Raw genomic sequence first — 13,196 nt, forward strand, 5'->3', positions numbered from 1 at the left:
CGTCGCCGCCGTCGCCCTGCTGCTGGACATGGGGCCGGGGGAGCGCCTCAGCTTCATCGTCACCGGCGCCCTGATGGCCTGGGTGCTGGCCCGGCTCGCGCGGGTGAAGGTCGTCGCCGAGGAGTCCGGCGTCACGGTCGTCAACATCGCCGGCAGCCGCAAGCTGGCCTGGGCCGAGATCGTCGGGGTCAACCTGCGTCCGGGTGACCCCTGGGTCTTCCTCGACCTCAGCGACGGCACCAGCCTGGCCGCGCTCGGCATCCAGCCCGGCGTCGCCAAGCAGCGCGCCATCGCCGACGCGCGGAGCCTGCGCACTCTGGTGGAGCAGCAGGCGCCGCGCGATCCCGAGTTCCCCCGGAGCTGAGGTCCCGGCGGGCCGAGCGCGGCCTCCGGGGCCTCTCGGGGTCCCGGGTCGGGGCCCATTCGGGGGCGGTCACCCTTGCCGCACCTGCCCCGGTCTTGACTAATCTGTTGACGGAGGCGTTTTCCGACGCGCCTCCGCCTCCGTCGTGCCACGCCCGGCGCGCGGAGGTTTTCCCTGCTATGCGAGGAGTGACCCTCTCCGGCGATGGACGGATCGTCCTGTAGTACCTGCGCCGCCCCCTGCCGACATACCGCGGACCATCCGGCCCGCGTGCACGCGGAGGCGGCGGCATCATGAGCATCTCCCTGCTGCTCCTAGGAGCGGCCTTCCTGCTGATCCTGGCCAACGGCTTCTTCGTGGCGGCCGAGTTCGGCCTCGTCACGGTCGAGCGCCAGGACGCCGAGCAGGCCGCGGCCGAGGGCGACAAGCGCGCCCGTACGGTCGTGGAGTCGCTGAAGGAACTCTCCTTCCAGCTCTCCGGCACCCAGCTCGGCATCACCATCACCTCGCTCGTCGTCGGCATGCTCGCCGAACCGGCCCTCGCGGACCTGCTCGACGGCCCCCTCGGCGCGCTCGGCATTCCCGGGGGCGCGGCCTCCGGCGTCGCGGTGGTGGTCGGCATGCTGCTGGCCTCCGCGATCCAGATGGTCGTCGGTGAGCTGGTCCCCAAGAACTGGGCGGTCTCCAAGCCGCTCCAGGTCGCGCGGTTCGTCGCGGGCCCGCAGCACGTGTTCTCGCGGCTGTTCCGGCCGGTGATCTCCGTGCTGAACACCGTGGCCAACCGGCTGGTGCGCGCCCTCGGTGTCGAGCCCGCCGACGAGCTGGCCTCCGCCCGCACCCCCGGCGAACTGGTCTCCCTGGCCCGGCACTCCGCCCGGGCCGGCGCCCTGGAGCAGGACACGGCCGACCTGTTCGTCCGCACCCTGTCCCTCGGCGACCTGACGGCCCAGCACGTCATGACCCCGCGGGTGAAGGTCAGCGCGCTCCAGGACTCGGCCACCGCCGAGGACGTCGTCAACCTCACCCGCGCCACCGGCCTGTCCCGCTTCCCCGTCTACCGGGAGAAGATCGACGAGATCGTGGGCATGGTCCACCTCAAGGACGCCCTGGCGGTCCCGGCCGCCGAGCGCCTGCGCACCCCGGTCGCCCGGATCGCCGGCAAGGCGCTGCTGGTCCCCGAGACCCTGCCGGTGCGTCCCCTGCTGACCCGGCTGCGCAGCGAGCAGCCCATCGCGGTCGTCGTCGACGAGTACGGCGGCACCGCGGGCGTGGTCACGCTGGAGGACATCGTCGAGGAACTGGTCGGCGAGGTCCGCGACGAGCACGACCGCCAGGTGGTGCCCGAGGTCGCCCCCGCCCCGCCCGAGGACGGCCGCCCCGCGTGGGACGTGGACGGCGGCTGCCGCGTCGACGTCCTCACCCGCATCGGCCTGGACGCCCCCGAGGGGCCGTACGAGACCGTCGCCGGGCTCGTGGCCGACCTGCTCGGCCGTATCCCGGCCCCCGGTGACCGGGCCGAGCTGCCCGGCTGGCGGCTCTCCGTGCGCCAGGTCCGCCACTACCGCGCCGAGCGGGTCCGCCTGGTCCGGACGGCGCCCGTCGCCCAGCAGACGGAGGCCGCCCGATGAGCGTCGTCCAACTCCTCTTCGCCGCGCTGCTCGTGCTCGCCAACGGATTCTTCGTCGGCGCCGAGTTCGCGCTCGTCTCCGTCCGGCGCAGCCAGATCGAGCCGGTCGGCACCGCGCGTGCCCGCCAGGTGCTGCACGGTCTGGAGCGGCTGCCGCAGATGATGGCGGCCGCCCAGTTCGGCATCACCGTCTGCTCGCTGACCCTGGGCGCGGTGGCCGAGCCGACCGTGGCCCACCTGCTGGAGCCGGTGTTCGAGGCCGTCCGTCTCCCCGAGGGTGTGATCCACCCGCTGGGCTATGTGATCGCGCTGGCCGCGGTGGTCTTCTTCCACCTGGTCATCGGTGAGATGGTGCCGAAGAACCTGGCCATGGCCGCCCCCGAGAAGGCCGCGTTGTGGCTCGGCCCCGGCCTGGTGTACTTCGCCCGGATCTGCAAGCCCGTCACGGTGGCGCTCGGCGCCTGCGCGCAGGGCATCCTGCGGCTCTTCCGGGTCGAGCCCAAGGACGAGGTCGAAGCCGTCGTCACCAGCGAGCAGCTCAACCGCCTGCTGGAGGACTCCAGCCAGGCCGGGCTGCTGGACCCGGAGGCGCAGGAGCGTCTCGAGGACGCGCTGGAACTGGGCTCCCGCCCGGTCACCGACGTCCTCCTCAAGCGCGAGACCCTCGTGACGGTGCCGCCCTCGGTCACACCGGGAGAGATCGTCGAGCTGACCGCGCGCACCGGCTACTCCCGCTTCCCGGTGGCCGCGGGCGCCGGCGCCTTCATGGGGTACGTGCATGTGAAGGACGTCCTCGACCTGGAGGACTCCGACCGCGCCGTGCCGCAGCACGTGTGGCGTCCGATGGCCACGATGCGGGCGGAACTCCCGCTGGACGACGCGCTGACCGTCATGCGCCGGGCCGCCACACACCTGGCCCAGGTGGCGGACGCCTCCGGCCGCGTGCTGGGCCTGGTCGCGCTGGAGGACGCGCTCGAGCTGCTGGTGGGCGAGGTCCACGACCCGGCCCACCCGGACACCCCTCGGCCCGCGCCGAGGACGGAACCGGTGCCCGTGCGCCCGGCTCCGGCCCGGCCGCGCAAGAGCGGGGACCCGGAGCAGGCGCTGGCCACCTAGGGCCTCTCGTTTGATCCGGCCTGATCCAAACGAAAGACCCTGGGCCGGCCGAGCCGCGGGGCCCGTCACATCGCCGACGGGTCCTGCGGTGCCCGCCCCGACAGCACCTCGCCGTACGCCTGCATGAGGTCCGGCAGGCGCAGGGTGGCCAGGTCCTCGCGGGAGAGGACGCCCGGACAGGTGGACAGCCGCAGGTCCCGGTACGCGCAGCTCTTCTCGTACAGGGTGCGCAGGAACCTGCCGTTGCCCAGCTCGTCGATCCAGCCCTGGTCGACCACGTGCCCGGCGATGGAGCGCAGCTCCTCCACCGCCTCCTCGTCCCACCCGTCCCCGTTCTCCGCCGCCAGCACCCGGCCGATCTCGGTCAGTTCCTGGGGGCGGTACGAGGGGAAGTCCACGCGGGTGGTGAAGCGGGACGACAGACCGGGGTTGGCGGCCAGCAGCCGGTCCATGCCCTCGGGATACCCGGCGAGGATCACCACCAGGTGGTCCCGGTTGTCCTCGGCCCGCTTCAGCAGCACCTGGAGCGCCTCGTCGCCGTACGCGTCGCCCTTGCCGTACCCGGAGTTGGAGAGCGCGTACGCCTCGTCCACGAAGAGCACGCCGCCGATGGCGGAGTCGATCAGTTCGTTGGCCTTCACCGCGGTCTGGCCCAGGTACTCGCCGACCAGGTCGGCCCGCTGGGCCTCCACCAGGTGGTCGCCGCCGAGCAGGCCGAGGGCGTAGAAGACCCGGCCGAGGATGCGGGCCACCGTGGTCTTGCCGGTGCCGGAGGGGCCGGAGAAGACGAAGTGCCGTTTCGGCGGCTGGACCGGTAGTCCCTGCCCGGCGCGCAGCCGGGCCATGTTCAGCTGCGCCGAGAGCGCCTTCACCTGGCGCTTGACGGGCTCCAGGCCCACCATGCGCTCCAGCTCCGCCAGCGCCTCCTCCAGTAAGCCCGGATCGGTCGGTCCGGCCGGCAGGTTGGAGGAGGAGGACCCGTTCTTGAGGCGGACCGCGCGGTCGGGCGCCGAGGGCAGCGGGCCGGTGGGCAGGTCGGGCTCGGCGAACCTGAGGTCACGGCCCTCGGTGCCGAAGAGGGGATCGAGGGTGTCGGGGCCGTCCATCGTGTCCTGGCCGGCACCGGACAGGGTGACCGCCGCGAAGTCGGCGGGGTCGTCGTACCCGTCGCCCTCGGCGATGGCGGCGAGCCGGGCGGAGGTGTCCATGAAGGCCGGGTCGACCCGGTGCACGGCCCGGTACAGCGGGAGCGCGGCGGCGCTGCGGCCGGTGCCCTCGTGGGCGCGGGCCAGCCAGTAGCGCAGCTCCTTGCGCTGCGGCTGCTCGCTGCGGCAGCGCATCAGGGCGGCCGACAGCAACGGCTCGGCCTGCCCGTACGTCTCCAGCCGGACCCGGGCCATGCCGCCGAACAGGCCCGCCTCTATGCCGAGCAGGGGGTCGTCCAGCAGCGGGTCGGTGTGCCGGACCAACTGCTCCCAGTCCTTGACCAGATAGGCGCGGCAGGCGTGCAGGAACCGCACCTGCGGGTCGGTGTCCACGGGCGGCAGCCCGGCCAGCGCCCGGTCCAGCTCCGGCACATGGCGGCCGTCCAGCCAGTGCGAGGCGTGCGCCAGCAGCAGGTCGCGGGGGCTCTCCAGCACCGGCTGCACCCACCAGCCCAGCCAGTACCAGGAGTTGAGGGAGCGGCGGTGCCGGGCGCGCTGTTCGCCGAAGCGGTCGCGGTGCCGGAACATCCGCAGCAGCGCGGTGGTCGTGTCGACCCTGAGCGCGTGCAGCCCGAGCCAGGCGTCGGCCATCCCCGGGTCCATCCGCGCCGCGGCGCGGAACTCCTCCTCGGCCTGCGGGTAGGCGCCCATCGTGTAGGCGTCCACGCCTCGCACCCAGGCGAGGTCGGCCGGGGCCTCGGGGCCCTGCGTGCCGAAGTCCATCACGTCCCCCACGAACCGTGCCCCCCGTTGGTTGCCCCGCCGGGCAGGCGCTCGGCGGTCGCCGCGGTCGAACCGCTGTACCGCGGACCGGAGTTGCCGGTGCGCGAGGCTGCTGCCGAAGGTCGCACCGAGGGCATCGTACCCGCGGGGGCACCGGCTGCCGAAGGGTGCCGCAGAGGGCGTTTGACGAGGTGGGAGCATGCGGGGCGCATGGGGCGCGGTCACCGAGGGTGATCGAATCGGTGCGTTCGGCGCCCCGGAACCGGCTGAGGGCAGAACGAAGCCCCCGATCACGGGGGAACAATCGGGGGCTTCGTGTCCTCGGGACGGCCCGCGAAGAGCCGTGTGTGGAGAAAGTAAGACCTGTACGGGGGCCGGGTCAAGCCGTGTTGGGGCCCTGAACGAACTTCCGGGGGCTGCCGTCTTCACAAGTTCAGCACACCGCCGACGACTCGTCACTGTCGGTGAGAATCCGGGTCGCGCAGGTCCGGCCTGAGGGGGGTCGCGGGCCCTGGCAGCACCTCGTACCCCTCGGGTGTCGCGCGCACCGTCAGGTCCGCATGGGGGCGCGAGGGGTCACCGGCGAAGTGCGCGCGCTCCGCCTCGGTCCAGCCGTCCCAGAACTCCCGCTGGGCCTCGCCGTCCCGGCGGCGGCCGCGCGCCCAGGACTCCGGCGCGGGCAGCTCCATCCACAGCAGCGCCGCCAGATGCGGGCGCAGCTCCCGGCGCCCGGCGCCGACGCCCTCGACCAGGAGCACGGGAGCGGGCGGCAGGACGCGGGGCGGGCCGAAGGCACGCAGGGTCCAGTCGTAGGAGGCGTACCGCGCGCTCTCGCCCCGGCCCAGCGGCTCGATCACCTGGGCGGTCAGGCGGGCGGTCCAGGAGAACAGCTCGTCGTGGCTGGCGATGTCGTCCAGGTGCAGCACCGGGGCCCCGTCGAGCGCGGCGGCCAGGTGTCCGGCGAAGGTGGACTTCCCGGAGCCCGCGTGCCCGTCGACGCCGATCAGCCGGACCGGCCCCAGGGACGGCGGAAGGGCGCGCAGCCGGCGGGCGAGGTCGTGAATGGTGATTCCCGAGGTGTGGTGCGGTGTGGGGGAGTTCTGCCGGAAACAGTCTAGTAGGGGGCGAAGGAGAGGTGCCCGAGGGGCCGGAAAGCGCGACTTCCCGAGCCGTCCGCTGACCAGGGGTCAATCGGTGGAGATTTTCCCCCGGAATCCGCCGACCGATATGTGAAATTCGGCGTTCCAGGTGTGTCGCCCGGTGAGTAAGGTGCGTCCTGCACAACTGCGACGCGTTGTATCGGGACGGACAGGGGAGCATGGCCGCGGAGTTATTCGAGGGGCAGTACGTCTGGCACCCGGCGGCCGACGACCGCGTCCTGGCGAGCGTATGCGTCGATGTGCGGGCGGGGCGTCACCGCTACGCCTGTGAGGCCCTGGCCGAGACCCGGTCCGACTTCGCCCTGCGCGCCCACCGCTCGCTGGTGCTGGCCTCGGAGGCGGCCGGCACCGACCTGGTGGAGCGCTGGCTCGCCGAGGAACCGTCGCCCGAGGCCGCGCTGATGTGGGCCCGGGTGGCCGTGCAGCGCGCGATGCGGGCCGCCGACGCGCGCGACGAACGCGCCGAGGCACTGGAGCGCATAGCGCTGGCCGCCTGCGAACGCGCCGCCGCCCTCGCCCCCGACGACCCCACGCCCTGGGTCGCCAAGCTGACCATGGCCCGGCTGCACCAACTGCGCGAACCCGCCCCGCAGGGCCTGCTCACCGCGCCGCCCGGCCCCTGGCGGCTGTTCGCCCACATCCTGTCCCTGGACCCCTGGCACCGCGAGGCCCACCACCGCTTCCTCTCCTTCTTCTTCACCCGGCACGGCGGCACGGTCAACGCCGCCTGGGACGTGGCCGCCTTCCTCAGTCAGCGCGCCCCTGTCGACTCCGCGCTCCGGCTGCTGCCGCTGGTCGCGCTGGTGGAGAGCTACAACCCGACCCAGTTGCTCGCCGACCGGGTCTGGGAGCAGCCGCAGTGGCGCTCCACCGCGCTGGCCGCCTACCGCAACTGGCTGCCCACGGTGGCCGGTTCCCGCTTCACCCCGGTGCTCGACCTGGCCTACCTCGCGCACGCGCTGGTGATGGGCCAGAGCGAGTTCGAGGCACGGGCGGTCTTCGCGGCGATGGGCCCGTACGCCTCGCGCATGCCCTGGAGCGCCTTCGGTGACCCCGCCGAGCAGCTCTCCCGCGCCCGGCGTGCCTGCGGGCTGCCCGTCCCCGGAGCCGCCTGAGACCGCACCTCACGCGTCCACCCCCCAACAGAAAGGCAGATCAGTGTCGGAACGGATATCGCCGCCAGGGGCCAAGGCTCCGGCGGCCGAGGAACCGGTCGTGCTCGACGACGACGCGACCCTGCACGCGATGGGTTATCCGCGCAAACTCACGCGCCGTTTCAAAGCGTTCGACAATTTCGCGATCTCCTTCACCATCATCAATGTCCTCTCGGGTATTTTCTCGTCCTTCGGATTCGGTCTGAGTGCGGGCGGTCCCCGTATTCTCGTTTTCGGCTGGATCGGCGTCTCCGTGATGGTGCTGTTCATCGGCGCCGCCATGGCGGAGGTCGCCTCGGCCTATCCGACGAGCGGGGCGCTGTATTTCTCCGCCGGTAAACTCGCCAAGCGGCACAAGGGCGCCTGGTCCTGGTTCACCGGCTGGCTGAACTTCGTGGGGCAGATCGGCGGCACCGCCGCCACCGGATACGCGGCCGCCACCTTCATCCAGGCGTTCGTCGCCCTGCAGTGGTCCTCCTACGAGCCCACCGCCCATCAGACGGTGCTGATCACCGCGCTGATCATCGTGCTCCAGGGCCTGGCCAACACCTTCACCGTCCAGCTCGTCGCGGTGCTGAACCGGATTTCCGTGTGGTGGCTGCTGATCGGACTCGTGGTGATCGTGGGCGCACTCATCGTGATTCCCGATCACCACCAGTCGGCGTCCTTCGTCACGCATTTCGAGAACAACACCGGCTTCACCAACGGCCTTTACGGCGGCATGCTGGGCCTGCTGGTCACGAGCTGGACCTTCACGGGCTTCGACGGCAGCTTCCACATGTCGGAGGAAACCGTCCAGGCGACCGTGAACGCCCCCAAGGGCATCACCCGCGCCATCGGCTATTCGGCGCTCACCGGCCTGATCCTGATGCTCGCGCTGGTCTACAGCATTAGCGACTACACCAAGGTGGCCGGCTCGGACGCCCCGCCCGTCCAGATTCTCATCGACGGGCTCGGCGTCGGCACCGCCAAGGTCATGCTGCTGATCGTCATCGGCGCCATGCTCTTCTGCGGGCTGGCCAACCTGACCAGCAACACCCGGCAGATCTTCGCCTTCTCGCGCGACGGCGCCATGCCCGGCTCCCGCTGGTGGCACTCCGTCTCGCCGCGCACCCGGACACCCGTCAAGGCGGTCTGGCTCGCCGTGGCCTGCTCGCTCGCCCTGGTGGTCCCCGGCTGGTGGTCCCACACGGCGTTCACGGCCATCGTGAGCGTCAACGTGGTCGGACTGTTCCTCGCCTACGCGGTGCCGATCTTCCTGCGGCTGCGGCTGGGTGACGAGTTCCAGCCCGGCCCCTGGCACCTGGGCCGCTGGGGCCGGCCGATCGGCTGGGTCGCGGTGATCTGGATTCTGCTCAGCAGCGTCCTGTTCATGCTCCCGCAGGCGTCCCCGATCACCGTGGACTCCTTCAACTACGCGCCGATCGCGCTCGCGGCCGTGCTGCTCATCGCCACGGTGTGGTGGTTCACCACCGCCCGCCGCCGCTTCCAGGGCCCGGTCAGCTACGGCCGGCCCGACGAGGTCGCGGCGATGGACCTGGTCTGAAGCCCCCGGGCGACATGCAGGTGACCTGAGGGTGACATGAGCCTGCCATGGCAGGCCCCGGTGCGGTGTCCCGCCCGCACCGGGGCCGTTCCGTGCCGTGCCGGGGCCCCGGTCGTCGCCATTGGCCAAGACCAATATTCATGGGCGCGGCATGCGCCGAAGTGCTGGCAGGGGCATGTCGGCTGCTCCATAGTTGGCGCACAACCGTGCACCCGAGTTGGCGCACGCCCGTGCACCTGAACCGTCCCGACCCGGACACCTGGGGGTAGTCGCGCCCATGAGCAGAGCCCAGCAGCCGTCCCGCCGAACCGTTCTCGCCGCAGCCGTCGCCGTCGCGGTGGCCGCCGGAACGGTACCCGCGGCCGCCGCCACCACAACCGCGGCCCCCGACGCCGACGACTCGGGCCGCGCGCCCGCCCGTCCCGTCGACAACCGCGCCTGGACCACGTACCCCGACTGGCGCGGCGGCACCGGAAGCGGCGTCCGGACCGTGGCCGGCCGGCGCCCCGGCATCGCCATCGCCGTGCCCGAGGGCCGCACCGACTACACCGACCCGCACACCGGCACCACCGCCGCCTGGGAGTACGCCACCTGGACCTCCCCGATCCACCGGCTCCGGGTGCCCGCGACCGAGCTGATCGCTTCCTGGAACGCCGACACCCCGGCCGGCACCTGGCTCCAGATCGAGCTGCAGGCCGCCTACTCCGACGGCACCACCGCCCCCTGGTACGTGATGGGCCGCTGGGCCGCGGGCGACGAGGACATCAAGCGGACCTCGGTGGACGACCAGAGCGACGGCAAGAGCTCGGTGTGGACCGACACCTTCGCCATCGACGACGCGAGCACCGGCCTGCGCGCGGTGGCGTACCGGCTGCGCCTCACCCTGTACCGGACGCCGGGCACCCGGCGCACCCCGACCGTGTGGCGGGTGGGCGCGATGGGCTCCGACATCCCCGACCGCTTCACCGTCCCGGCCTCCACGCCCGGCCTCGCCCGTGAACTGGCCGTACCGCGCTACTCGCAGGAGATCCACAAGGGCCAGTACCCCGAGTACGACAACGGCGGCGAGGCGTGGTGCAGTCCGACCTCCTCGCAGATGATCATCGAGTACTGGGGCGGCCGGCTCACCCCGGAGCAGCTCGCCTGGGTCGACCCCTCCTACGCCGACCCGCAGGTCGACCACGCGGCCCGGTACACCTACGACCACCAGTACACCGGCTGCGGCAACTGGCCGTTCAACGCGGCCTACGCGGCCACCTTCCCCGGCATCCAGGGCGTGGTGACCCGGCTGACCTCGCTCACCGACCTGGAGACCCTGATCGCGGCGGGCATCCCGGCCATCACCTCCCAGTCCTTCCTCAAGACCGAGCTGACCGGCGCCGGTTACGGCACCTCCGGCCACCTGATGACGGTCATCGGCTTCACCGCCGACGGCGACGTCATCGCCAACGACCCGGCCTCGCCCAGCGACCCCGAGGTGCGCCGGGTCTACGCCCGGCGCGAGTGGGAGAACATCTGGCTGCGCACCAAGCGGTACGACGCGAACGGCAAGGTCAAGAGCGGTACGGGCGGCGTCTGTTACCTGTACTTCCCGGCCCGTCCGACCGCGCGCCAGCTCCGCGCGCTCGCGGCGGTGGGCGTGCGCTGACGCAGCACGGGGGGGGCGGCCGGGCGCCCGTCCGGCCGCCCCCTCTGCCATACTGCGCGGGTCCCGCCGGACGTCGAGAGCAGGGCAGAATGTGAGCGTGCGTCAGCAGCAGGCGGCCGTCCCCGTCCGGGCGCGCGGCACCGACCGCTCCGCGGCCCGCCGCGCCGAACTCCTCGCCATCGGGCGCACCCTTTTCGCGGACACCTCCTACGACGCGCTGTCCATGGACGACATCGCCCGCCAGGCCCATGTCGCCAAGGGCCTGATCTACTACTACTTCCGCTCCAAGCGCGGCTACTACCTGGCGATCGTCCAGGACTCCGTCGCCGAGCTGGTCGCCTTCGCCGCCAGTGGCGCCGAACTGCCCGCCGTGGACCGCCTCCAGCGCACCATCGACGGCTACCTCCGCTTCGCCGAGCACCACCAGGCCGCGTACCGCACCATCGTCAGCGGCGGTGTCGGCTTCGACGCCGAGGTGCACGCCATCCGGGACGGGGTGCGCGAGGCGATCGTCGCCACCATCGCCGACGGCGCGTACGGCATGACCGACATCGGCCCGCTGGCCCGTACCGGCCTGTTCTCGTGGGTGTGCAGCGTCGAGGGCACCACGCTCGACTGGATCGGCCGCCCTGAGCTGACCCGCGCCGCCCTGGGCGAGCTGCTGGTCAAGACGCTCGGCGGCACCCTGCGCGCCATCGAGGAACTGGACCCCTCCTGCCCGGCCCCGCCGCCGGCCCGCCGCGACGGCTGAGATTCCCCCGTACGGCCCTGCCCGCACCCCGGCCGAAGGGGGTGCGGGCGGCTCCGGCTGGATTCTTCAAGTAAGCGGTCGTTAACTGGTGACGGGAGGTTCCCGATCGGGCATACTCACGGCACAAGCCGCTGGTCAGCCGCCTCCGAGACCCGGAAGCGGGGCCTCGGCGCCACCGGAGCGATCGCGCGGAGCCGCCCCACCCAAGGCGCACATCCGCCGATGTGCCCGCACAGGGAGGAGTCCGACGCCATGTCCGACCGCGAAACGCAGCCGGTGGAGCGTCAACTGCCCACGGACGAGGCGAGGGATCTGCTCGCCCTGGTCCGGGACATCGCACAGCGCGAGATCGCGCCGAAGGCGGCCGAGGAGGAGGACGCCGGACGCTTCCCCCGCGAGGTCTTCACCCTGCTGTCGGAAGCGGGCCTGCTGGGCCTGCCCTACGACCCCGAGCACGGCGGCGGCGAGCAGCCCTACGAGGTCTACCTCCAGGTGCTGGAGGAGCTGGCCGCGGCCCGGCTCACCGTCGGTCTCGGCGTCAGCGTCCACACCCTCGCCTCGTACGCGCTCGCCACCCACGGCACCAAGCAGCAGCAGGTCGAGCACCTGCCCGCCATGCTCGGCGGCGGCCTGCTCGGCGCCTACTGCCTCTCCGAGCCGTCCTCGGGGTCCGACGCGGCCTCCCTGCGCACCAGGGCCGTCCGCGACGGCGACGACTGGGTGCTCAGCGGCACCAAGGCGTGGATCACCCACGGCGGCATCGCGGACTTCTACACCGTGATGGCCCGCACCGGCGCCGACGGCCCGCGCGGCATCACCGCGTTCCTGGTGCCCGGCGACGCCGAGGGCCTGAGCGCGGCCCTGCCGGAGAAGAAGATGGGCCTCAAGGGCAGCCCCACCGCCCAGGTCCACCTGGACGGCGTACGCGTTCCGGACGACCGGCGCATCGGCGAGGAGGGCCAGGGCTTCGGCATCGCCCTCTCGGCGCTCGACTCGGGCCGGCTCGGCATAGCGGCCTGCGCGATCGGGGTCGCCCAGGCGGCCCTGGACCAGGCGGTGACCTACGCGACCGAGCGCCGGCAGTTCGGGCACCCCATCGCGGACTTCCAGGGACTGCGCTTCCTGCTGGCCGACATGGCCACCCAGATCGAGGCGGGCCGGGCCCTGTACCTGGCGGCGGCCCGGCTGAAGGACGCGGGCAGGCCGTTCGCCAAGCAGGCCGCCATGGCCAAGCTGCACTGCACCGACACCGCGATGCGGGTCACCGTCGACGCCGTGCAGGTCCTCGGCGGGTACGGCTACACCGCCGACTTCCCGGCCGAGCGCTACATGCGCGAGGCCAAGGTGCTCCAGATCGTCGAGGGCACCAACCAGATCCAGCGGATGGTCATCGCTCGTCATCTGGCGGGGCCGGAGAGTCGCTGAACTGCCCCCTGCGCACCGTCGGGGCCGCCAGTTCGGCCCACTCCGGGTCGTGGCGCCCCGGCAGTGTGCGGCCCCGGTCGGCCCAGACCCGCATCAGCTCGGTGTAGATGGGCGGGTCCGGGTACGGGGGCGCGGCCGCGTCCGCCGGCCGGGGCACATAAACGCGGCGCTGACGCCCGGTGGCCGTCTGGGTGGGAGTCATGCCTGGCCAACGCGAGCGTGGCCGGGCAGGTCACCGGCGGGCGGAATCGAGCGTCAGTTCAGCGTCGTCCGCATCGCTCAGGCGGCGGCCCTGCCGCGCGTGAACGGCACCTGCATGGGGCGCGAGCCCGGACCGCCCACGTGCGAGAACGGCTGGGTCCGCCAGTCCAGCCCCTGGGGGAGCGTCAGCAGCAGCGCGGTGTCCTGCTCCTGCGGCGCGAAGGACTCGTCGGCGGGGCGGGCGTCCGCCGCCGCGCGGCCCGTGCCGGCACAGGC

At 72.5% G+C, this 13,196-nt stretch carries 11 protein-coding genes and 1 pseudogene; 8 read left to right on the forward strand and 4 right to left on the reverse strand.

Features of this window, described 5'->3' with window-relative positions; genetic code table 11:
• The 3 genes from CCN33_RS01850 to CCN33_RS01860 all read left to right on the forward strand — a co-directional run.
• On the forward strand, window positions 1-364 hold a 364-nt coding region (locus CCN33_RS01850; protein WP_107483885.1), incomplete at its 5' end, for a PH domain-containing protein.
• Between the two features lie 293 nt (window positions 365-657).
• Window positions 658-1,992 (forward strand): hemolysin family protein, encoded by a 1,335-nt coding sequence (locus CCN33_RS01855; protein ID WP_086690367.1) that lies wholly within the window; start codon window positions 658-660, stop codon window positions 1,990-1,992.
• Entirely contained in the window at window positions 1,989-3,107 is a 1,119-nt protein-coding gene (locus CCN33_RS01860) for a hemolysin family protein (RefSeq protein ID WP_086690369.1), read from the forward strand. The genes CCN33_RS01855 and CCN33_RS01860 overlap by 4 nt, the downstream gene beginning before the upstream one ends.
• Before the next feature lie 65 nt (window positions 3,108-3,172).
• Here the strand turns inward: CCN33_RS01860 and CCN33_RS01865 are convergent, their stop codons facing one another.
• Window positions 3,173-5,035, reverse strand: a complete 1,863-nt coding sequence (locus CCN33_RS01865) for an AAA family ATPase (RefSeq protein WP_086690371.1) — start codon at window positions 5,033-5,035, stop codon at window positions 3,173-3,175.
• A 455-nt stretch (window positions 5,036-5,490) separates the two neighbouring features.
• Entirely contained in the window at window positions 5,491-6,099 is a 609-nt protein-coding gene (locus CCN33_RS01870) for a uridine kinase family protein (protein WP_086690374.1), read from the reverse strand.
• Window positions 6,100-6,353: 254 nt separating this feature from the next.
• On the opposite strand from CCN33_RS01870, the gene CCN33_RS01875 reads away from it, so the two are divergent.
• The 5 genes from CCN33_RS01875 (at window position 6,354) to CCN33_RS01895 (ending at window position 12,719) form a co-directional block, all read left to right on the forward strand.
• Complete coding sequence (locus CCN33_RS01875; protein WP_086690376.1) at window positions 6,354-7,310, forward strand: hypothetical protein; 957 nt, start codon at window positions 6,354-6,356, stop codon at window positions 7,308-7,310.
• Between the two features lie 43 nt (window positions 7,311-7,353).
• Window positions 7,354-8,895: an amino acid permease gene (locus CCN33_RS01880; protein ID WP_086690378.1), complete on the forward strand. Its 1,542-nt coding sequence runs from the start codon at window positions 7,354-7,356 to the stop codon at window positions 8,893-8,895.
• 277 nt (window positions 8,896-9,172) lie between these two features.
• Entirely contained in the window at window positions 9,173-10,543 is a 1,371-nt protein-coding gene (locus tag CCN33_RS01885) for a peptidase C39 family protein (RefSeq protein ID WP_086690380.1), read from the forward strand.
• Window positions 10,544-10,640: 97 nt separating this feature from the next.
• A complete protein-coding gene (locus CCN33_RS01890) occupies window positions 10,641-11,294 on the forward strand; it encodes a TetR/AcrR family transcriptional regulator (RefSeq protein ID WP_425275820.1) in 654 nt (217 codons plus the stop codon).
• A gap of 252 nt (window positions 11,295-11,546) precedes the next feature.
• Entirely contained in the window at window positions 11,547-12,719 is a 1,173-nt protein-coding gene (locus CCN33_RS01895) for an acyl-CoA dehydrogenase (protein WP_086690384.1), read from the forward strand.
• On the opposite strand, the gene CCN33_RS01900 is transcribed toward CCN33_RS01895, so the two are convergent.
• Complete coding sequence (locus tag CCN33_RS01900) at window positions 12,682-12,921, reverse strand: hypothetical protein (RefSeq protein ID WP_086690386.1); 240 nt, start codon at window positions 12,919-12,921, stop codon at window positions 12,682-12,684. The genes CCN33_RS01895 and CCN33_RS01900 overlap by 38 nt on opposite strands.
• A 77-nt stretch (window positions 12,922-12,998) precedes the next feature.
• Window positions 12,999-13,196, reverse strand: a pseudogene (locus CCN33_RS01905) (hypothetical protein); the annotation flags it as partial.

The sequence above is a fragment of the Streptomyces recifensis genome, assembly GCF_002154615.1.
Classification (GTDB): Bacteria; Actinomycetota; Actinomycetes; order Streptomycetales; family Streptomycetaceae; genus Streptomyces; species Streptomyces griseoluteus.